The organism is Parabacteroides sp. AF18-52, from assembly GCF_003479145.1.
GTDB lineage: Bacteria > Bacteroidota > Bacteroidia > Bacteroidales > Tannerellaceae > Parabacteroides > Parabacteroides faecis.
Genome location: NZ_QUGR01000031.1, coordinates 363 through 21,584 on the forward strand (window position 1 = coordinate 363; position 21,222 = coordinate 21,584).

Annotated in this window: 18 protein-coding genes; 12 read left to right on the top strand and 6 right to left on the bottom strand. The window is 45.8% G+C overall.

Translation table 11 applies throughout. The features are described 5' to 3' along the window. From DWX23_RS24490 to DWX23_RS24530, 9 genes are all read left to right on the top strand, one after another. Window positions 1-685: FimB/Mfa2 family fimbrial subunit (locus tag DWX23_RS24490; RefSeq protein WP_233587777.1), on the top strand; the 685-nt coding region annotated here is incomplete at its 5' end. A 171-nt stretch (window positions 686-856) separates the two neighbouring features. Next, window positions 857-1,702, top strand: coding sequence for a KilA-N domain-containing protein (locus DWX23_RS24495; protein WP_122376430.1), 846 nt, complete (start codon window positions 857-859; stop codon window positions 1,700-1,702). Between the two features lie 156 nt (window positions 1,703-1,858). Then, window positions 1,859-4,333 carry a DUF4906 domain-containing protein gene (locus tag DWX23_RS24500; RefSeq protein WP_122376431.1) on the top strand — a complete coding sequence of 825 codons (2,475 nt, stop codon included), beginning with the start codon at window positions 1,859-1,861 and terminating at the stop codon, window positions 4,331-4,333. A 154-nt stretch (window positions 4,334-4,487) separates the two neighbouring features. Continuing rightward, window positions 4,488-6,371, top strand: a complete 1,884-nt coding sequence (locus tag DWX23_RS24505; RefSeq protein WP_122376432.1) for a fimbrial protein — start codon at window positions 4,488-4,490, stop codon at window positions 6,369-6,371. 125 nt (window positions 6,372-6,496) lie between these two features. Continuing rightward, window positions 6,497-6,787, top strand: a complete 291-nt coding sequence (locus DWX23_RS24510; RefSeq protein WP_122376433.1) for an HU family DNA-binding protein — start codon at window positions 6,497-6,499, stop codon at window positions 6,785-6,787. 19 nt (window positions 6,788-6,806) lie between these two features. Then, complete coding sequence (locus DWX23_RS24515) at window positions 6,807-9,722, top strand: hypothetical protein (protein ID WP_122376434.1); 2,916 nt, start codon at window positions 6,807-6,809, stop codon at window positions 9,720-9,722. Window positions 9,723-9,741: 19 nt separating this feature from the next. Continuing rightward, window positions 9,742-10,512: a DNA-binding domain-containing protein gene (locus tag DWX23_RS24520; RefSeq protein WP_122376435.1), complete on the top strand. Its 771-nt coding sequence runs from the start codon at window positions 9,742-9,744 to the stop codon at window positions 10,510-10,512. Between the two features lie 245 nt (window positions 10,513-10,757). Beyond that, the gene (locus DWX23_RS24525; RefSeq protein ID WP_122376436.1) at window positions 10,758-11,585 is read left to right on the top strand and encodes a caspase family protein; all 828 of its coding nucleotides are present in this window, start codon (window positions 10,758-10,760) and stop codon (window positions 11,583-11,585) included. Window positions 11,586-11,590: 5 nt separating this feature from the next. Then, entirely contained in the window at window positions 11,591-12,736 is a 1,146-nt protein-coding gene (locus tag DWX23_RS24530) for a hypothetical protein (RefSeq protein ID WP_122376437.1), read from the top strand. Window positions 12,737-12,832: 96 nt separating this feature from the next. Here the strand turns inward: DWX23_RS24530 and DWX23_RS24535 are convergent, their stop codons facing one another. The 6 genes from DWX23_RS24535 to DWX23_RS24560 all read right to left on the bottom strand — a co-directional run bounded on the left by DWX23_RS24535 (window position 12,833) and on the right by DWX23_RS24560 (window position 18,537). Further along, on the bottom strand, window positions 12,833-13,378 hold the full coding sequence (locus tag DWX23_RS24535; protein ID WP_122376438.1) for a 7-carboxy-7-deazaguanine synthase QueE: 546 nt from the start codon (window positions 13,376-13,378) through the stop codon (window positions 12,833-12,835). Continuing rightward, a complete protein-coding gene (gene queD / locus DWX23_RS24540) occupies window positions 13,365-13,697 on the bottom strand; it encodes a 6-carboxytetrahydropterin synthase QueD (protein ID WP_122376439.1) in 333 nt (110 codons plus the stop codon). The genes DWX23_RS24535 and queD overlap by 14 nt, the downstream gene beginning before the upstream one ends. A 496-nt stretch (window positions 13,698-14,193) precedes the next feature. Beyond that, entirely contained in the window at window positions 14,194-15,714 is a 1,521-nt protein-coding gene (locus DWX23_RS24545) for an STN and carboxypeptidase regulatory-like domain-containing protein (RefSeq protein ID WP_199673389.1), read from the bottom strand. A 74-nt stretch (window positions 15,715-15,788) separates the two neighbouring features. Continuing rightward, window positions 15,789-16,658 (bottom strand): FecR family protein, encoded by an 870-nt coding sequence (locus tag DWX23_RS24550; RefSeq protein ID WP_122352578.1) that lies wholly within the window; start codon window positions 16,656-16,658, stop codon window positions 15,789-15,791. Continuing rightward, complete coding sequence (locus DWX23_RS24555; RefSeq protein WP_122352579.1) at window positions 16,655-17,206, bottom strand: RNA polymerase sigma-70 factor; 552 nt, start codon at window positions 17,204-17,206, stop codon at window positions 16,655-16,657. The genes DWX23_RS24550 and DWX23_RS24555 overlap by 4 nt, the downstream gene beginning before the upstream one ends. A 53-nt stretch (window positions 17,207-17,259) precedes the next feature. Further along, window positions 17,260-18,537, bottom strand: a complete 1,278-nt coding sequence (locus DWX23_RS24560) for a carboxypeptidase-like regulatory domain-containing protein (RefSeq protein WP_122352580.1) — start codon at window positions 18,535-18,537, stop codon at window positions 17,260-17,262. A 151-nt stretch (window positions 18,538-18,688) separates the two neighbouring features. Between DWX23_RS24560 and DWX23_RS24565 the strand changes: the two genes are divergently transcribed. From DWX23_RS24565 to DWX23_RS24575, 3 genes are read left to right on the top strand one after another with little or no spacing between them, the layout of a single operon-like run. Then, window positions 18,689-19,873: an aldo/keto reductase gene (locus DWX23_RS24565; protein WP_122376441.1), complete on the top strand. Its 1,185-nt coding sequence runs from the start codon at window positions 18,689-18,691 to the stop codon at window positions 19,871-19,873. Between the two features lie 12 nt (window positions 19,874-19,885). Next, window positions 19,886-20,746 (top strand): DUF6599 family protein, encoded by an 861-nt coding sequence (locus DWX23_RS24570; RefSeq protein ID WP_122376442.1) that lies wholly within the window; start codon window positions 19,886-19,888, stop codon window positions 20,744-20,746. Between the two features lie 6 nt (window positions 20,747-20,752). Continuing rightward, complete coding sequence (locus tag DWX23_RS24575; protein WP_122352583.1) at window positions 20,753-21,097, top strand: MGMT family protein; 345 nt, start codon at window positions 20,753-20,755, stop codon at window positions 21,095-21,097. Window positions 21,098-21,222 lie beyond the last annotated feature (125 nt).

Here is a 21,222-nt window from a genome sequence, read left to right on the forward strand (position 1 = left end):
TGACTATACCGTCGTTCTCTGGGGCAACCTGTCAGAAGACGGCAGTGATGACCTGGATGTACAGCCGCTGACCGATCGCCACCTTGCAGATATGACACTCAGCGCCGTTACAGCCGAGGCTCCACCGGCCTACCGCCGTAATACGGGTCGACTCTATTACGGCTATCTGTCTTTCCATGTAGAGGAAGGGAAGATGTTTCGCCGACGTGTCTATCTCTCACATGCGCATGCATCATTGCATGTGACGGTGCAATGGATGGCGGATGCCCCGCCGGAAGGAGGCACTTACCGGATGCGTATGAAAGGGCTGGCATCGGAGTATGGTTTCATGAAGGGCTGGGAGAGTGAGCCGCTCACTTCGGGAGGTAGTTATACGGTGCCGTATATCGGAACTTCCGAGATCAGCCACGAGACACGTGCCGCAATGAGTTACGATGGTGAAGTGATAGGCGAGTTTGTCACCTTCCGGTACACCTCCGACACTCATCAGCTATGGAGCCTGTGGCGGAATGACGAGCGTATCGTCGGTGACCTCGATCTACATCGTTTCTTCTCGAAAAAACCGATGAACATGGATCAGAATGTGGAACAGGAATTCGAAATCCTGGTAACGGTCTACGAAGACAAAACCATCGTCTCGGAAGTAACCGATTCCGATTGGGACGAGGGTGGGGCGATAGGATAAATAGAGAATAAAGTATGGTATAAAAGTATACCTGATTTAGATATAAGCGTTCTTTGACATGATGTAATTAACAGAATATTTGAGGTAAGACTTGAAATATATTGTCTCAAGGTTTGCCAAGAGTGTATATTTCTCTATATTTGCACATTATCAATCAAAACATTTAAGTCTATGAAAGAAAAGTGTGTAAAAGCGGAAATAAACGCAGACGGCAGACAAGTCTCAATCTTATCACTCGGTAGAAATAATGACTATGTATCTCTGACAGATATCGCTCGTTATAAAAGCAATGATCCCAATGATGTAATAAAAAACTGGATGAGAGGTAAAGATGTTATCCAATTTCTCGGACTTTGGGAGAAGTTAAATAATCCGGATTTTAAACCCGTCGAATTTGACGGGTTTAAAATGGAAGCAGGAACAAATGCTTTTACTCTTTCTCCACAAAAGTGGATAACTGCAACGCATGCAATTGGTATTATATCCAAGGCAGGTCGTTATGGAGGAACTTTTGCCCATACCGATATCGCATTTGAATTTGCATCCTGGATTTCTGCAGAATTCAAATTGTATCTTATAAAAGACTATCAACGGTTGAAGAGTGATGAGAATAATAAATCATCTTTAGGATGGAACCTGAATCGTGAGTTGACAAAAATAAATTACCGCATACATACTGATGCAATCAAGGAAAATCTTATACCGGAATCCCTGACTCATAAGTTACAAGGTATTGTTTATGCAAATGAAGCAGACATATTAAATGTATCTCTTTTTGGAAAAACAGCAAAACAATGGCGGGATGAGAATCCGGGACTTACAGGTAATATAAGAGACTATGCTACATATCATCAGTTAATAGTCCTTATAAACTTGGAGAGTATGAATGCAGAACTTATAAAGATGGGCTTATCTCAAAATGAACGTGTGTTGCGATTAAATAAAATGGCGATAGAACAAATGTCATTGTTACTTCGTGATGTTTCTATAAACCCGATAAAGGGAATTAATAAATAACCTTTCTCTTTTCTGTTAATTACATCCGTGTCTGAAAATGCACGGATGTACAATAGTTACATAATATCATGGTATTGTGCTACTTTTTTGTGCATCCATATGATTTTGAATTGAAACAGATTTTAAACATATAGTATTCACTTAAAAAAAGTAGTTATGAAAAAGACGTATTTAATGTTGCTTTTGGGCCTTGTCGGGTTTGTAAGCGGTTGTACGAACGAAGACGGAAGCGAAGGATCGACCCCTTCGGGCAATCCGGGTGAGATCCGGCTGGTATTCAGCGGTAGCGGAGAGAGTGAGGAATATACCAAGGCGATTGCCTCTGATAGTGAGAACAAGATCGGTAACCTGAAGGTGTACCTTTTCGGTGCTCCGAAGGCCGATGCTGTCGATTCCGAATATGAGTATGTGGAAACCTGGACAATGACGGATGCAGCTCCGGGAGCGGGTCAGTTTGTGCTGCAACCATCCGGCTCGTCATGGACGGCTTCGATCAAGCCGAACGAAAAGAAAGGCCTTCCGTATCTGACGCTGGTCTGTGTGGCGAACCAGGATAAACCGTTCAATGCGGATGGAACCGAAATGACTGCCTTGGATGCGGTTGCCACGGATGCAACGGGGGCCATCACAACACATGGAACGACCCTCGCCGCCTTCAAGGCCGCCTATACAGCCAAGCTTGCTCCCGACGGAATCATCAAGACGCCGCTTGTTATGACGGGGACGGGAACGACGAAGATCAGCGGCAGCGTCTCAAAAGTCGCCATCACGCTGAAACGTATGGTTGCCCGCTTCGACATCGACAACACGACTGCGACCTCGCAGCTGACGATCACCAGTGTAGCGATGGGACAGGGCCGTCCAAACGGCTCTTTGTTCGGTGCGACGCTGGCGAATGTAGCTGATCCGACGGATCCCGCCAGTGGTCTGATAACTTACGCCGATGTCAATTTCAAAGGAGAGAACGCCAACCAGGGAACTTTGGAAAGTGCGGTTTATGTATACCCGAATCTATCCACTGATTTGAGTTACCTGATCATCAAGGGTACATACAAAAGTCCTTCCACCGGAGAGCAGATACCCGTTACCTATAATATCCCGGTAGTCAAGACCCCGGCCGAAGCGAAGCCAACCGATCCAGCCAACTATATCGCCATCGATGCGAACAGCCGCTACAAACTGCGTATAACGGATGTGACCGAATCGAACATTTACTCTACATTCGAGGTGGAGGACTGGACCTCAGGCGGTGGTGTGATCATCAAACCGGAGAATGCCAAACCGGAATTTAAGGAGTTTTCAGGGACGGACCAGCCGACGGTAATCACGGGCGAGTATTACCGTACCGCCGATGCCGGCACATTCAACATCGTAATGACCTCTACCGGGGAGTTGGAATGCAGCCGTTCGTTGGTAACGAAAGCGGGTGAAATAGACTGGCTGACAGTAGGAAACGTGACGAAGGAACAGAAAGACGGACTGACGATAACGACTTTCCCAGTCACGATTACCGGTGCCACGGGTAAGCGTCCTGTTTCGCTGACCTTTATCAACCAGGCCGCCTCTTACGATCCTGATCTCCAGAGAACGCTGACCTTTGTGGGTCCTGAAGCTACCCCTGTCCTTAGTGAGGTAGTCAAAGGGCATAGCGAAGGTAATTCGGTCGATTTAGCGGCTCCAACCGCTCCAAAAGCCACGATGGTAAATGCCGTCGGTAGCTATGTCTCGGTAAGCCTGTTCTGTGTGGACGGTATAGCCGATATAACCTCTCCGACGGGTTATTCTGTAACTGAGGTCGCAACCGAAGGCTTTACGACTACTTATCGTGTAGCCATCACAGACGCGTCAACAGCCGCTGACGGAACAACGATCGATTTCAAGAATAAGGCTGCCGATGCCAATAAAGTTACGTTGACAATCGAACACAAGAAGGCTTCCCAACCGAAGATTGTGGCCAACGATAACGGAAGTTATACGAACAGTCCATATAACGACGGCACGATTGGCGGAACAGCCGGTGCCGTGACAGCGGATATGTACCTGATCGACGGAAGTACGATTTACGTCAAGGCAACTTGTACGGAAAGTGTGGCAGCCGGTGCGGTGAAGGTGGATGCCCTTGCAGGTGTTACGGTAGCAGAAGAAACGGCTGCTCCCGGAATATTTAAGATCGAAATACCGGCAGCGGCATCCCTGACAGCCGGAACGGCGGTAGCGGTCACGTTCAAGAATGCAACGGACGAGACGGTCACCTCTACGTTGGAAATCACTCCTAAAAGTGCCAAACCGACAGTGTCCTTAGCCGACAGTAATCCGACGTCAGTTACGGATAATAATGACGGCAGTTACACTATTGATGCAACGGCATTATCTACAAACACATTTACGCTGACGGTGACAGCCCCAACAGGTGCGGGTATTGCAGATTTGTCTACTCCGTTTACAGGTGGCGGTTGGTTAAAACTGTCTGATACCAATGCCGGAGAGACTTCTATTGATGCCGGAGGAAACCAGGTCTATACATTTACCGGTGGAGATACAGCAGGTGAGTCAGGAGATGTCACTCTGACCTTCACCAACACCGTTTCCGATGGTGGAGACCTGACAGTAACCCTGAAGAAGAAAATTTAGCTTCAGAAGGTAACCTTTCCCCTCTTGAGAGGGGGCAGGGGGTGTGTTAAAGCAAGTTCTTTTAACCGCCCTATAACACACCCCTTAATCCCCTCTCCAGAGGGGAAACAGTTACCATTAGTTGTTCAAACATAAATATTAAAACAAGTATATAATGAACCTATTCAAACATATCCCCTTGCTCGCTGCCATCCTTCTTTTGGCCGCCTGCACCAGCGAGAATACACTGGAAACCACGACTCCTCCGGACGAAGAGGGCACGTCGGACGGTAACACCCGTGAAGTCCTGCTGTCACTTAAGAACAAGCTGCAAGTAACCCCGGTCGAAACCAAAGCTGCCGGTGATCCTATCGCCACGACAGCCGAGAACCATATCTATAGTCTCGACGTCTACGTCTTCGGCTCTAAAACGGAAGACGGCGATTACACATTCCAGCAACAGTTCTATTACCGGGAAGACGCTCGGCAGACGGTTTCCGGCGATTATGCCACCAGCTTCACCCTGAATACGGGTGCTGACAACTCGACCGCCCTGCTACGCATGAAGAAAGGTCTTTTTGTGAAGGTTTACTGCATCGCCAACAGTACGAAACTGATCCGGGCTGACGGAACCGAATTCGATGCTTTCAAGGGATTGATACAGAGTAATCCGGGCCAGGCGGGCAACATCGTTACTGACGGTGTGCCTACAGAAAGTGACTTCAAAACCTTCCATACACCGGTCTTGCAGGCAGATGTCGCCGATGATGTGCTGCTCACGCCGCTGCCCATGACGGGAGCCTATACCACGCCTCTCGACCTGACTGACTTCTCTGTCTCTGCCCGTACGCAACTGGGTTTCAAACTGACCCGTATGGTTGCCCGTTTCGATGTGACGAACGATGCGGAGAAATCGAAGTTCACGATCCAATCGGTGAGTATGGGTAACGGACGAACCGGAGCGAGTTATTTCCCTGTGAAGGTATTGGGTTCGACTCCCGCTGTTGGAGGTGACCTGATCACTTACCCGGAACGCGAATACACCGCCGACCAGACTACTGCCCAACCCAAAGGCACGGGTATCTTCTATTCTTACCCCAGCCCGGTAGAGGATGGTGGTTACCTGATCCTGTCAGGAACCTATGCTGCCAACAAAACGGAGGAAATTCCCGTCACCTACAAAGTTCCTTTTAAACCCGTTGCTGATGCGACAGGTAATTATATCGAAGTAGCCTGCAATCACCGTTATACGGTCAATATCACAGAAGCTGACGAGTATCACCTCGATTTCACCCTGAAGGTTTCCGACTGGACGGACGAGGGCGATATAGACGACTATAAACCGGAAAACGACTTCACGAAGGATGCTCTGGCACTGTCAGGAACAGGTAACACGGCGGATGTTAAACTCCTTTCCGACGGAAATATCGTGATGGATGCAAGTGCATCGTCGACGGGAACATTGTCCTTTACCATTGCCGGTAACCATACGGACCCTTCTGCAATTGTCGAAAAGCTGGATTATGCCGATGGAGATGAATGGCTGGTGATAGACGGTGAGAGGACGACTGTGACGAAAGCTTCGACACTGACCACGTTCAAATATAAGATGTCTGACGGTATAGCCGGTATGGATGATTTCCGTGCGGTAACGATCCGTTTGAGTAATAAGGCTAGTGGTAAGAATCTGGATATTCGGGTGATACCCACCGATTTGTCGGGTCCTGAGATTACGCTGGAAGCAGTAGAAGGCAGTTCGTATGATCCTGCCACCGGAACAGTTACGATCACCAACACGAACGATCAGAGCTTCAAACTGAAAGTATCTGCTGTGACGTTGGGTGATGAAGGGAAGACGACGGGCAGCAGTGTTGTTATCGGAACTTCCTCCTGGTTAACAGTGGATGCAGCCAGTAAAACGGAGGCCGAGGGCATTTACACGTTCACTCTGGGATCGGTACAAAGTCCCGGAACAACGAACACGCTGACATTCACTTCGAAAGCTACAAATGGAACAACAGTTGTACATGTTGCCCTGGCAGAACCGATAACTCCGTAAAGGGAAAGTCACTAAGGTTCTTACTTTCGTGCTGGTTGTAACCTTTTCCCTCCGGAGAAGGGAGAGAGTTACAACCGGCTCTTATAAATAAACAGATAGAAATAAACAATCAGAATACAATAATAATGAACAAACACGATCTCATCATCGCTCTTTCCGAGCGGTTATCGTTGCCGCAGACGGAGTGCCTGCGCATCGTCAATGCATGGCAGCAAGTGATTGAGGAAAGACTCGTAGAAAACGACAGGATCATCCTGCAGGGTTTCGGCACGTTTAGTCCGTGGGTACAGGTGGAGCGCGATGGTCGTAACCCCCGTACGGGCGAACCCTGCGTGATCGCCCCGCGTATCAGCGTAAAGTTTAAACCGGGCAAGTACCTGCTGCAGGCACTGAACCCGGAAGAAGACAAGTCATGAATATTAAAAAGCAACAACAATGAGAACATTCAATAAGTTATACGGAATCCCTCTTCTGTCGCTTCTATTATCTGTTGCAGCGTGCACCAGTGAGACGGAAGAACCGGGTGGAAAGCCGGATAGTGGCGGAATTCAGGACGGCACTCCCCGTCGGGAAGTTTTGTTGACACTGAAAAACAAACTTTCGGTACCCCAGACAAAAGCCGGTGATGCCATTGCGACAGCCGCTGAGAATAAAATCTCGTCACTCGATATCTACGTCTTCGGCAGTAAAACCGAAGACGGTGTCTATACCTATCAGGAACGTTTCTGTTACCGTGAGAATAGTAGTGAGATACCTGTCGGTGATGATGTGACGGCATTAGACCTGAACGCCAAAGATGCCGACGGAAAAGAAACAACAGCCTTGATCTCCCTGAAAAAAGGCCTCTTCGTTAAACTCTATTGCATTACCAACCAGACGAAACTGATCGATCCGGCAACAAACCAGGCATATGCCGGTTTTAGTCCTTTGATTCAGTCCAATCCGGGACAGGCGAATAATACGGTGACGGCAGGAGTACCGGAGGAAGACGATTTCAAGTTGCTTCAAAGTGTGCAGCTCGACCCGGCTTCGCCAACCGATGTGTTGCTGACGCCATTACCGATGACCGGTTCTTATGCCACACCGCTCGATCTGACGGACTTTTCCGTTTCGGCACGTTTACAGCTGGGCTTCCGCCTGACCCGTTCGGTTGCTCGTTTCGATGTGGTGAACGAAGCGTCGACTTCAAAGTTCACGATCGAGTCTGTCAGCATGGCGAACGGTCGTAAGGGGGTGAGCTTTTTCCCGTTGACGGTAACGGGTAAACTTCCGGATGCCGATGCTGGTGACCTAATCACTTATGCTGCCCGTCAGTTCGATGGTGAGAAAGCCAATGAAGGTGTCTGTACGGGTGCTTTCTACACTTGGCCGAGTCCCGCCGCGGACGGTGGTTACCTGGTCCTGAGCGGAACATATGCCGCCAACCAGACGGAGAATATCCCTGTCACCTATAAGATTCCATTCAAACCTGCAGCGAATGAAACCGGCAATTATATCGAGGTTTCCCAAAACCACCGTTATACTGTTGAGATCACAAAAGCTGACGAATACAAACTCGACTTCACTATCGATGTTGCCGACTGGACGGACGAGGGCAATATTGATGATTATGAACCGGGTGGAGATACGGATAAGGAAGGCATGAATGTGAAGATTGATGGTGTAAACGGTACTTATGACAAAGATTCCCGCACTGTTACCATGGCAATTACGGATGATGCACAATTTACAATAGAAGGAGCTTCCGCTACGGGTTATTATGTAACCATGTATTACGAAGGAGGCGATACGGACCATCAATGGTTGACGATGACCCCGGCCGCTGATAATGGGCTGACAAAAGCGGATGTGGCTCCCACAACGTATACGATAAAGAAAACGAAAGATTATTCGAGTACAAAATATCCAATTGCGACAATCCGTTTCACGGAGAAGATCACAGCTAAAGAGACAATCGTGATCGTCGAACCGATTGCCAATCCGGTGGTAAAAGCAGTAAATAATACGGAAGGAAGTTCTTTTAAGGACAATGAAATCTTACTTTATAAGACCGCGGCAGTTGCTGACCCGAGTGTAACGGTAAGCGTTTTTGCATCAGGAGGTAGCGAGTTGGAGAATGTTCCGGCTTGGTTGAATGTATCTCCGGATAAATCACAGATAGCGTCGAATGCCCAGTATACATTTACAGTGAATGTTTCAGATCTAAGTTTTCCTGACCCATTCCTGACAGATGGTGTTACTATTACTGCTAAAAACATAGGAGACGAAACCAAGACTCAGGATATTATCATAAAGATGAAATCAAATATGACAGTCAACAGCTCTGTAGAAGGACAGGCCGAATATGACGATAGTAGTGGTGCATTACGTTTGTATAGTGGTGCCAGTACTGATAAAGTAAAACTGACAGTGAATATACTTGGAGGTTCTGAGATTGTCAATGCACCCGGTTTTGTGACAGTAACAAAGGAAAATGAGAATAAAAACGAGACGACATATACCTTTGTTGGAACTTCTACGGGTACGGGTCAATTTGCAATTCGTAGTAAGTTTGATAACGCTATTGTGGAAACATACAAAGTGTATTCTATAGATAAGAATGTTGCCTACTCGAATTTTAGTGCGACTTCCAGTTATACTACTAATTCAGGTCTGACTACGTCAGCAACTTCTGCAACAACCATAACTTATTTCCCTTGTACGGGTTCTACCGCTCAGTTTACGGTAGTTTCTCCTAAAGGAGTAACTGTATCCAATCCCAACGGATGGGCTGTGACTTCTACAAATGAGACGACTCTTACATCTGGTCAGAAGCAGACTATTGTTAAGATAGCTAGGGGAGGGAGTTATACCGATGCAAGTTTTGCAACTTTTCAGAGTAATTTATCTGCAACAGTAACAGATAAATATAATAGTAGTATAAAAAAGACGATAACTATAAAACAATACTCTTCTGGTATAGTATATCCGGGAAGTAACATTCCTGCTAAAAGAGTAGATGGAGCACGTAGTTTCTGGATAGCTCAAGTAGATCGTTATGGTGGAGAGTCGGCTAAGCTGGTTTGGAGTAGTATGAAAACTTTGGTAAATAATGGAACAGCTTGTCCATCCGGATGGAGAGTCCCTTCTAAAGCAGACCTTTGTAATTTAATGAATAATCAAAGTCCAGGAGTTTGTGTGGAGGTCTCTTGGGGGTCAAGAACAGACATAAAAGCTGCTTTTGGGATAGGTCTTTATTGGATATCAGATCAATCAGGCTGGGGGCTTTATATTCAAAATTCATATTATGGATATTGGGATTTTGGAGCAGATAACAGAGGTGTAACTTATCGTTGCATCAAAGATATATAAATCAATAAATTAATCAATCATGGCAAATTACACCAAATTCTGGAAGGTCTGGCTTCGCCTGAACCTCCTTACCAAAGATGTGGATAACGACTATACAGCCGAAGTATCCACGATGAAGAACTCGTTGCGTAACGGAGACATTGCGCAGCGAATAGTCGATGAAGGTTCTGAAATCAAGTACGACACCTTATTGTCGATCATCAACCAGCACGACCGTATCATCCGTGAAGCGGTTGCAGACGGTTACAGTGTCTTAACGAAAACCTGCCAGTACACTCCGCGTGTGGCGGGAACCTGGATCGGTTCGAGTGCCAAATTCGACCCTGAGAAACATAAGGTGACGCTCGATATCACTCTTTCTTCCGAGATGCGTGAGTCATTGAGTCATGTCGGAGTAGAGGTGTTGGAGGTAAAAGACAGCGGTGCATGTATCGGTCTTGTTACGGATACGGTCACCGGCCTTTCTGACGGAACGATCACCCCGGGTGACGATATCCGTATCGACGGAGAGAAGATCCGCATAGCCGGTGACGGAGCCGGTATCGGTGTTTTCTTTATCGATGCTGACGGTAAGGAATATCCCGTTACCCGCCGCCTGACGACTAACGACCCTAAATGCCTGCTTGCCCGTGTCCCTTCCGACCTGACTGACGGACAGTACACCCTGCGTATCGTCACCCGTTTTTCAAACACGACCACTCTGTTGAAAGAGCCTCGTACTATCGAATACGAACGCCTCCTCACTGTCGGTAATGGTGGTGGTGGTAGCGACCGTCCCGAAATCGAGTAGCTTTTCTCCGTCGCGATGAGACGCCGCCTTACGTCTCGTCGTGACGCAACCCTACGTCTAACCCCGACGCAACGTTACGTCTCACCGAGACGCTGTGTTGCATCGGGAGCGACGTTTTTATTTACTCCCGTTTATTGTCGTTCACAAAGGATTTATGCTGTCTACAGGAATAATTTGGTTATTTATTCCCGAATATCTAATATTATGCCCGTATAAAAATAGTCTAACTTAAAAACTAAGGGAGTATGTCAAAAGGATATGCAGTTGTATTGGGATTGAACCATGTAGATCCCGTTCATTACGATGGTTGGGACGGAGAATTGGCTCAACCCGAAAATGATGCCAGGGCGATTTGTGAGATCGCATCGAAACGAGGTTTTAAATCGAAGATCATTTTAGGAAATAATGTTACCCGTCTCAATGTAATTTATTCGGTAAGGGAGGCTGCTCAGGAGTTGGAAAGCGGCGATATCTTTTTCTTCTATTATTCGGGGCATGGCGGCCAGTTGCCGGATATGGACGGAGATGAAGAAGATGGTATGGACGAAACCTGGTGCCTGTATGACGGTGAGCTTATCGATGATGAATTACGTTTGCTGTGGTCTGAATTTAAAGAAGGAGTTCGTATCCTGGTTTTATCGGATAGTTGCCATAGCGGAACAATAACAAAAGCATCTGTGGAAGAACCGGCTCCTGAAAATTGTGTAAAGAAGGCAATGCCGATGGAGTATGTGAGAAAGACTTATTTTAAGAATAAGAGTTTTTATGATAACCTGGCTCGTGAACTCATGGATAAAGGTGCAAATGAGAAAGAGGTGAAAGCCGGCGTGTTACTTATTTCCGGCTGTCAGGACGAACAATCGTCGTATGCTTTCACATTTGATGAAAACAGTGCGTTCACTACTGCTTTATTGCAGGTACTGGAAGAATATCCTTCGGCTGATTATTCGGAGTTTCACAAAAAAATCGTGGATAAATTGGATAAGCGGTTACGCGGCAAACAAAAACCTAATTTATACCCGACAGAGCAATGTGATCTTGCTTTCCTGGAACAGAACTTTCTGACAATATAATATAGATGGAAAAGCTGCAGCAAACAAAAGATATTTTCCTTTCCCTGGATGGTAAACTGGATCAGCTTGCCGTTACAAGCAAATCTGATCCGGCCTATCGGACAGAACGGGAGGAAATACAAATGGAAATGAAAGCTCTCTACGAAACATTGTCGGAAGAGAAGCTGGATGTGGAAGTTGGGGCAGAGGATAACGGGATTGTACAGGATAAAGGTCTATTGGGTGTTTTGACGGGTACGGTCGACCTGATGAAGAACCTGCTCCTTGTTGTCAAGGTGTCGATGCACCGAGAATCGGATGCAGACCGGGTATTATTGGCTCTGGAAAAGAAAGGTCTGGAACTGTTGCCCGGATATGGCAGTTTGTATAAGAAAGCGTTGGAAATATTAAAGCAGTTTGTGCAATCAGATGTAGCTTCTATCGTAATGAACTTGCGTAAGGGGTCTTCCTATGTTAAGACGTTTGCTTCCTATATTCCTTCGCAACCGTTCTGTCCTCCGGAAGAGGCTCTTGTAATGGCTGAATGTTCGGAATATGCTTATACCGGATACACATTTAATAAGAAAGTTTCTCCATTGAAAAGGAGGGAGCTACCTGAATGTCTTAAAATGGGACACTATGACGAAGTGACCGGTCAGTTGTATGTGATGAACGGCTTTAAAGTTTGGTTGGGTAGATATGAAGACCGGATCGTTATTGCTTTTGCCGGAACGGAACTGTCGAAGATCGGAGCTGTATTAACAGATGTACATCAGTTGCTCGCTGCCGATACTATGTATTTGTATGCAGTCGGGTTGGTTCGTTTATTTCTGGAAACTTATCCGGAGCAACGTTTTTATGTAACGGGACATTCGTTAGGAGGAGGGCTGACGCAGTTTGCTGTGGCTACTAATATTGCGCTGGCTCATGAACGGATGAAAGGTATTGGTTTCAATGCTGCCGGCTTATCGGCTTCCACACTCTCACCGTTGGATGACAGAAACTTGCAATTGGCGATGGATAGTGTTGTCCATTATGCCACCATAAAAGATCCTGTCTCTGTTTTTGGTGCGGCTGTCGGTCTGCGGCAACTTTTGCCTAAAGGTAAAAGCAATGGTCATTCTTTGGATGATGTGAAGGATTGTCTGCAGCTTTTGGCTACTAAAAAATAATCTGTCCGATAATTGTGCAGGCAGATAATATAAACGGAGCGCAGGGAAATGCAGGGATTAAACTGTCTGCAAAATTCTGCGCTCCGCCTATGTCTTTTATGCGATATCGATCAACTTGTGTGTTTGCAGACTAAGTTGCCACTCCGGGTGTTCCAGGATGTAATTGACAATTTCCATCGTATTCCGGCAGGAACAGGGTTGGAGGAAATGGTGTTTGGCTGGCAACTGGATGTAAGAAGACAGATCCTGTCTCAGATAAACCACCTTGACTTCATCCATATGATCGATCTTGATGGGTGCTCCCTCTTTCGGAGAACAAGTCACCCAGTCGATACCTTTAGGTAACGGACGTGTGCCGTTTGTCTCTATACATATATATTTACCCGCTTTGTGAAGCATGTCGATAAATGCGTCGTCGATCCATAAAGCCGGTTCACCACCGGTCAGTATGACCATGTCTGAAGGGTAGGCGGAGATTGCCTCTAATATTTCTTCATCCGACATCAAAGTCCCTTCTTCATGTTCCGTATCGCAAAATGAACATTTCAGGTTACACCCTGAAAAACGGATGAAAACAGCGGCTTTGCCGGTATGATAGCCTTCCCCTTGCAGGCTGTAAAAAATTTGATTAATCTTTCTCATAGATTGCAGTGTTCGATTCTGACTCTTTAATTTCTACTTTATAACAATTGGGTAACTGGTCGCATATCCATCGGGCCATATTCTCGGCCGTCGGATTGAAAGGCAGGACTTCATTCAGATTCTGATGGTCCAGCTTATTTTTTATCGATTCTTTGATATGGCTAAAGTCGATTACCATGCCATCGGTGTTCAATTCTTTCGAGCGACAGTAAACAGTGATGATCCAGTTGTGACCATGCAGGTTCTCACATTTACTGGAATAAGAGAGTTTCAGACTGTGTGCAGCCGATATCTCCATTCTTTTAATTACGGTATACATGCTAAATTGTGCAATTTAAGACGTTTATATATTGTATCTAAATGTCACCTCGATACGGCGACAAAAATACATAAAATCCCGGTGAGGTAAACTATACACTGTTATAGGATTTATTAAAAAAACATTTATATTTTTGCATGTGTTAGAAAGTTGAATTTTTTAGTTTAGGAATGCTAAAATGGGTATACGGCAATAATAGGCAAAATATATGCCTGCTTACTGCTTGTGAATCAATGGAGAACGGATTTATCCCCTGGATAAACCGATAATTGGAGGCTAAGATTCAATTGTTAAAAAATAGAAGAAGCTGCAAATAAGTTTCGATAATCTTAAAAATGTGTTTTATAATATCTTTTTTTATTTGTTCAGTAATATAAAATGCCACATCTTTGCATGCAGATAACCTAAACAATCTTTTTGCCTTAAAGACTAATACCTATTAAAAACCTATAAAGAGGGCCTTTGAGAAAAGGCCCTCTTTATGATTTTTAACCACTTAGTAGCCTGTTTCTTCTATTTTTGACGAAATTTTTCCTATTGCTTCATTCAGTTTTTCTTCCGGTGGGATCACATTGAAGTTGCCCCAGAAGCTTTCATCATAATTAAATTTTGTTTCAGAGAACACTGTCCGGGTTGATAATGTTTCTTTCCTGCCGAAACGGCTGACATTGTCCGTGTCTGTTTTGCACACGACCATTTCGAACCATACATGAAGGGGAGAGCTTCCGAACAGTTGTTTTTTCTTTTTAACCTTAAAATGAAGGTCTCCTCTGACATGACTGACATAATAGATGCCGTTCCAGGGTTTGTAAGAAACTGTATAGACCACCTTTTGAGGGATTATCTTTAGGTTACGGCTTTTCTTCTCCACAAGCATATTGGCCGCATCCTTCACATATTTGGGGTGTATTTCAAACTCGGCCCGCAGCAGTGCACTGTTTTCCGAATCGATGTACAAGTTACCTTTTAAAAGCGGGCTTGTGATGAACTCGCGTTGTTCAAACGAGATCACATTTGCCATCCGGTTGTCTATTACCGTGATATCGGAATGGGCATATACATAAGGATAGTTCACCTCGCTTTCCGGAACCAGAAAATCCGGCACATCCTTGATGATATCCAGCTGCATGCTGGCATTGATACCGGATTTCATCTTGGCAATGATCGTATCCCGCTCCTGGTTATTACTGATCCGGCGCATCTTCAGCAGTTTTACCTGATCTGAAACAGCATGCCTGGTATAGGGGCTTTTATATATTTTAAAGATCGCCTCCGTCAGACTGACGAATTTGTTTTTCCGTTCAATCCCTTCCCGATAGAAAGTGGTTTGATAGACAGGCTCCTGGGAATAATTGATACTTTTCTTTTCTTCCATCTCCCGTAGCAGGCGTAAGGGGTTCACGATACGGACAACCACTTCCTGTATGGGGATTACTTTCGGTTCCAGGGTTAGCATGCTGTAACGCTCCGCCAACAGAGAGCTCTCTATCTGATAGAGTTGGTAGCCGACATGTGAGAAGCTGATCTGCGATTGGCGCAGCGTATCCGGCAGACGTAACCTGAATTCGCCGCCCTGGTTTGTGACATTTCCTATGGAACCGTCGTCATTGACACTGACGGTGGCGAACGGGATAGGTTCATTCGTGTATTTATCCCGCAGGATACCTTCCAGAGTGAAATAGGTTACGGTATCCGGAAGAACCGGAGGTACCTCTTTGACCGGTGCTTCTTCAACCGGACGGGAGATCAGGATATGGTTACCGATCACGCGAAGGGTCAGGTTTCGGTCGCCGGTGATCCGATAGATCGCTTCCCGGACAGAGTATTTGCCACCCGGTATTTTTACTACTTGTTCATTGTCGATGATCTTACTGTCGTAGATGAACAGATAGCCGGACTGTTCGGATACTTTTCCCAGTAAATCGTAAACGGTTTCCTTACTTTTAGATATATGGATAAGACGTTCGAGTACATTTTTATTGTCCTTATCGTCAGCCCGCAAAGGGATAGCCGTCATCAGCAGCAATCCGATGAGGCAAAAAAACAGACGATATGTAACGGTTCGTTTCACCTTGTACTCCTTTTATCCGATTAGTTTTCATGCAAAGTAATCACATTATTTTCACGTGTGCATTTCAGGTCGAGCGCAAAACAGATCAGTTCAGCCATTGTTTCCGGCGAGTTGTCGGCAAAGGTAACGGTAAGTGTCCTGCTCTCCAGCTCCGGGGTGGTTTTCAGACTGATATCTTCCGCGTTGAGATTGATGACCCGGAGGATATCGGCCAATCGTTCATCCTTAAAACGTATCTGCCGGACATATTCTTCGAACTGTCCGGTGTCTTTTGTTTGCCTCACTTGTAGTTTTCGTGAAGAGAGGGTGACGGTTTCACCCGCTTTTACATGTACATCCTGTCCGCTTTTTTTCAACGTCACTTTTACCAATCCTCTTTGTACGGACAATTCAAAAGGCTGGGAACCATCACTTTTTACATTAAAAGCGGTACCCAAAACTTCGATGCGTGCGTCTTCTGTTTCAATAAGGAACGGACGCTTGCGGTTGCCGGCAATATCGAAAAGAGCATTTCCCTGTAAGGATATTTCTCTTTTATCCGGTTGGAAATGTTCAGGATAATGGATAGCGGCATTGCCTGCCAGATACACGATCGAACCATCTTCGAGCGTGGTGGCGAGTGTCGTTGTTTCCATATTCTGCCGGGTAAGCAGGTTACGGTCGGCTTCTTTCTCTGTTGGATTGAAATAAATAAATACGAAGCAGAGTATAGCTGCCACTGCAGTTATACCTGCGAATATAAGTCTCCGGGTCGACGGACGGGGTATTTCCGAATAAGGATGCAATCCCTCTTTTCCCGTCCGGGTGATCAGGTCCTCCTTTTCCAGGCGTTGGTACACCTTGTCCCATGCCTGATCCGTTCTTCTATTGTCCCTTTCTTTACGAGTCATACTGTTTGTGTATAATTCTCAATTTCTTTTCTGAGTGTTTGAAGTGCCTTAGTCATTTCAGCTTCCACTGTTTTGACGGACAGAGAGAGGGCGGAGGCTATCTCCGCGTATTTCTTTCCTTCGAAACGCTGCATCCGGAAGATGCGTAAGCGGCGTTCGGGTAGCTTTTTGAGAGTCTTGTTTATCAGATCCTCCAATTCTTTGTATTCCAGCTGGTCCTGCGGATCGGAAGGCTTGCTTTCCTGGTTACCCGATAAAACGTTTTCCCGGTAACGGTTGCGTACTTCCTGATGTTCGCAGTATTGAAGAGACTGGTTGCGTACCGCCCCGTACAGATAACTTTTCAGGGAGAGGAACACTTGCAGTTTTTCTTTTTCTTTCCAGAATACGTAGAATAGCTCTTGCACGATCTCTTCAGCTACGTCCCAGTTTCCGGTAATACCGGCGGCATAGAGGCAAAGGGGGGAGTAGTAGAGCCGGAAGATACCTTCGAAAGCTTTGACGTCCCCCTCTTTAATCTTAGTTAGTACGAATAAATCGTTCAGCATGCCGTGGATCTTAATGATTAGAGTCCTTCAAATGTACGAAAAGATATTGAAATTTATTTCTGTTGCTTTTTTAATTTGTTTACCGCACTTTCCAGTGATTCCGTCGGTTCGATGATATTGTAGGCTCCCCAGAAATCTTCGTCCATGAAGTTCTCTACTTTATCGGACAACGATTGTGATTCTTTGAATGCCATCTTATACGGAATAGTGGTCACGTTTTCTTCCCGTCCGTCCGTTACCACCGTTTCGGAGATAATGGTGTAATTGGTCGAGAACAGTTTGCGTTTCCAGTCACATTTAAAACGTACCCCGTTGCGGATATAGTTCAGATAAGTTACGCCGTCGCGGTCTTTATAATTGACCAGATAAGCTACTTCGAGCGGACGGAAACGTAATCCGAACGGTTTCTTTTTGAGGATGGCCTGGGTCGCTTTGTTGCGGTCGTCCATACTCAGATTGAATTCGGCACGGGTGAATGAGAGGCGTTCCTTGTCTATGTACAGTTTTCCGTAATACAGGGCATAAGGCATGATGACCTGTGGTTTGAAACTGATTACATATTGAGGACGGTTGTCGATATTGGTCGATTCCTCCATTTTGAAGAGGTAATAGGGTAGGCATTCCTTGTCGAGCAATACATCCGGATTCTTCACTATATCACAGAAGATCGACATATTCGGACCGCCGAGCAGTTTGACGGCAAGCGTGTCGGTTCTTTTCTGGCTCAATAACTTACGGCCTTTATAAACCTGTACGCGGTCGCGGTCGGATGCTTCGTTATAGGGTGTTTTATAGATGTCGATCACTGCTTCCGATATATTGATATACCGTTTGCCTTTTTGGGCTGTTTCCCGGTAGAAGCCGGTCAGCATATTTGTCTTCTTGCTGTAGTTGGCGGGAATTTTACTGACGGCTTGTTCTACCAGATAGCGTGGTTCCTGGGCATGGATGATGATCTCATCGAGCATATTCTCGTAAGGTGTCATCCAGACGGTCAGGTCGGAGAGGTTAATCCCGCTCACTTCTACTTTATTATTGTAATATCCGATATGGGAGATTTCGACAGCTTTCACATGGGAAGCATCTTTGATCTTGAAAGAGAATTCCCCGTCTTCGTTGGTGATCGTACCCGAAGTACTGCCGGGGATGGAAATGTTTACATACTCCAGCCGTTTCTTATTATTTTTGTCCTTGACAACTCCGCTGATAGTGATGAAGTCCGGATTCTCGTCGTCACGCACCGGTTGATCCTGCGCCTGTAACGGACTAATACCTGCTACCAATAATAAGATCAGCAAAAATCCGATAGATTGTCTATACAGTGTTTTCATCTTTGTATTGTTTTAATGGTGAATATTTCTGTTTGTATATATAAGATCGGTCAGAGAACGAATACCCTACGGAAAAAGTGATTTATTTTGATAAATCTTTCTATATTTGTGAGGCACAGACGGATAGGGATAAACACTAATATATAATCTTATGAAAACCAATCATGTAAATCGAAGAGATTTTTTCCGGCTTTCAGCTACTGCAGGTGTGAGTGCCATGTTAATTCCGGGGGCTAAGGCTGCCCGTGCTTCTCTGGTGACTGCTAATGAAAATGAAATCCCTGTCCGCACGCTTGGCAGAACAGGGGTGAAACTGCCGATACTGAGTATGGGAGTGATGCGTGCCGACAATCCGAATGTGGTGAGGGCTGCCTATAATTCCGGTATATTCCATTTTGATACGGCTCATGGCTACCAGAACGGAAAGAACGAGGAGATGTTAGGGAAGTTCTTTACCGGAAAACCCCGTGACAGTTTCTTTATTGCGACAAAGGGAAAGTTTGACTATCCTTTGAAAGATGATTTTGAAGAAACGTATGAAAAGCTGGTGGATCAGAGCCTGAAACGCCTGAATATGGATCATGTGGACCTGTTTTATACGCATGCGCTGGATAAGGTGGAAGAGGTAAAAGACGAACGTGTCATTGCTGTTCTGAAGAAATTCAAAGAAGATGGTAAGACCCGTTTCCTCGGTTTCTCCGCTCATGCCGGGAAACCGGAATTACTGGATGCCGCTATTGAAGCGGGCATCTATGATGTTGTCCTGTTGAGCTATAATTTCAAACTGTCGAATCTGAAAGAAACGGAAGAGGCTATTGCCCGTGCAGCAAAAGCAGGTATCGGATTGGTTGCCATGAAAACGATGACCGGAGGTACCGAAGATGCGGAAGGGAAAAAGAAGATCAATGCGCAGGCTTGTCTGAAATGGGCATGGAAGAATGAGCATATCACGACTGTCATCCCCGGATTTTCCAATTATGATGAACTGGACGAATGTCTGGCTGCCGCCCGTTCTCCCGAACTGACTACTGCCGACACAGATTATCTGGCTTCCCTTTGCGGACAGGAAATGTTGTATTGCCAGCAGTGTGGAAAGTGCCGGACACAATGCCCCGAACATCTTCCTATTCCTGATATTATGCGGGCTTATATGTATGCCTATGGTTATAAATATTCAAGAATGTCGAAGGAAACATTGGCAGGGCTGGAGCTTTCGCCGGATATCTGTTCCAACTGCGACACCTGTAAGGTGAAATGTCCTTCCGGCTTTGACATATCGGCCAAGATTGCCGCGATTACTCCGGTGATGCAGGTGCCCGATGAATTTCTGACTTAAAGAATCGAATGTATGAAGCAGATCAATTATTTGTTACTCTTTTTCCTGTTGCCTTTCTGCTCTTTAATAGCGCAGACACCGGATGAATTGAAATCATGGTTACCGCCTGTCGACGGCTGGACTGTCTCCGGTGAGGTGGAGGTTTTCAATCCCGATAATCTCTTTGACCGTATAAATGGCGCGGCTCCGCTTTTCCTGGAGAATAATTTCAGGGAGATGACTTCTATGGAATATAAGAAAGGGGCCGATTATATCACGATACAAGCCTATCGCCATGCTACGCCGGAGGATGCTTTCGGTATGTATTCGTCCGAACGTTCTTCCGATCTCGAATTTCTGCCTGTAGGGGGAGAAGCGCAGGGAGACAAGACGAATTTGTATTTCTTTGCCGGGAATATGTATCTGAAGATGTGGAGCAATGCTTCCGGTGATGTGTCGAAAGAATTGCAGGCGATCGGTAAGGCGCTGGCCGAAAAGATCGATGCCGGTGCCGGTTATCCTCCTGTTATCCGTTTATTCCCGGAACAGGGGCAAATACCTTATTCGGCTGCATATATTACCTCCAACTATATCGGTCACGAGTTTTTGCGGGCTGTATATACAATGAAGTATGAAAAGGACGGACAGTCTTTTCAGTTGTTTGTTCTGGATGGTGGTTCACCGGATGGGGTAAAAGACGTTTTGATCCAGTATATGGCTTTTACCAAGCAGTCGGACGAGTTGAAAGAAGGAGGATTATTGGTAAAAGACCGTTATAACGGGGATATACCTGTTCTTTGGAAAGGACGTTACCTGGTTGGTGTTTATAATGAGAACGGGGATACGATTGCCGGTGCAGATGTTTTACTGAAAGAGCTGGCGGAAAAACTATAATAGGATATGTCTGGTTTTGATAAAGAAGATTTTGTGGCTGCCGTCTATCAGATGGTAAAGACCGTTCCATACGGGCGTGCCACCAGCTATGGTGCGATAGCCCGTGCGATCGGCTATCCGAATATGTCGAGAATGGTTGGTAAGGTAATGGGGAATTGTTCGGAGGTAGGTGTTCCTGCTTACCGGGTAGTGAACAGTCAGGGTGTGTTATCCGGCAAAGATGCTTTCAGTACGCCGACCGAGATGCAGGAAAGGTTGGAAGAAGAAGGTATCCGGGTAGAAAACAACCGTATTAAAGACTGGAAGAAGGTTTTCTGGAATCCTCTGGATGAGATATCATTTGTGCCCTAAAGTATTCAACTAGCAATCAGCCTATGGGTTATTAACCCCGAAGTCCTTTCTTTTTAATCTGAAAGATATGTCCTGTCCTGAAATAAGTTGACAGTCTTGAAAAAAAATAAGTTTCAAAAAGGACT

What these genes read in the sequence shown, in the direction of transcription:
- DWX23_RS24495 (WP_122376430.1), top strand. Translation starts at nt 857, where the DNA reads ATGAAAGAAAAGTGTGTAAAAGCGGAAATAAACGCAGACGGCAGACAA.
- DWX23_RS24500 (WP_122376431.1), top strand. Translation starts at nt 1,859, where the DNA reads ATGAAAAAGACGTATTTAATGTTGCTTTTGGGCCTTGTCGGGTTTGTA.
- DWX23_RS24505 (WP_122376432.1), top strand. Translation starts at nt 4,488, where the DNA reads ATGAACCTATTCAAACATATCCCCTTGCTCGCTGCCATCCTTCTTTTG.
- DWX23_RS24510 (WP_122376433.1), top strand. Translation starts at nt 6,497, where the DNA reads ATGAACAAACACGATCTCATCATCGCTCTTTCCGAGCGGTTATCGTTG.
- DWX23_RS24515 (WP_122376434.1), top strand. Translation starts at nt 6,807, where the DNA reads ATGAGAACATTCAATAAGTTATACGGAATCCCTCTTCTGTCGCTTCTA.
- DWX23_RS24520 (WP_122376435.1), top strand. Translation starts at nt 9,742, where the DNA reads ATGGCAAATTACACCAAATTCTGGAAGGTCTGGCTTCGCCTGAACCTC.
- DWX23_RS24525 (WP_122376436.1), top strand. Translation starts at nt 10,758, where the DNA reads ATGTCAAAAGGATATGCAGTTGTATTGGGATTGAACCATGTAGATCCC.
- DWX23_RS24530 (WP_122376437.1), top strand. Translation starts at nt 11,591, where the DNA reads ATGGAAAAGCTGCAGCAAACAAAAGATATTTTCCTTTCCCTGGATGGT.
- DWX23_RS24535 (WP_122376438.1), bottom strand. Translation starts at nt 13,378, where the DNA reads ATGAGAAAGATTAATCAAATTTTTTACAGCCTGCAAGGGGAAGGCTAT.
- queD (WP_122376439.1), bottom strand. Translation starts at nt 13,697, where the DNA reads ATGTATACCGTAATTAAAAGAATGGAGATATCGGCTGCACACAGTCTG.
- DWX23_RS24545 (WP_199673389.1), bottom strand. Translation starts at nt 15,714, where the DNA reads ATGACGGCTATCCCTTTGCGGGCTGACGATAAGGACAATAAAAATGTA.
- DWX23_RS24550 (WP_122352578.1), bottom strand. Translation starts at nt 16,658, where the DNA reads ATGACTCGTAAAGAAAGGGACAATAGAAGAACGGATCAGGCATGGGAC.
- DWX23_RS24555 (WP_122352579.1), bottom strand. Translation starts at nt 17,206, where the DNA reads ATGCTGAACGATTTATTCGTACTAACTAAGATTAAAGAGGGGGACGTC.
- DWX23_RS24560 (WP_122352580.1), bottom strand. Translation starts at nt 18,537, where the DNA reads ATGAAAACACTGTATAGACAATCTATCGGATTTTTGCTGATCTTATTA.
- DWX23_RS24565 (WP_122376441.1), top strand. Translation starts at nt 18,689, where the DNA reads ATGAAAACCAATCATGTAAATCGAAGAGATTTTTTCCGGCTTTCAGCT.
- DWX23_RS24570 (WP_122376442.1), top strand. Translation starts at nt 19,886, where the DNA reads ATGAAGCAGATCAATTATTTGTTACTCTTTTTCCTGTTGCCTTTCTGC.
- DWX23_RS24575 (WP_122352583.1), top strand. Translation starts at nt 20,753, where the DNA reads ATGTCTGGTTTTGATAAAGAAGATTTTGTGGCTGCCGTCTATCAGATG.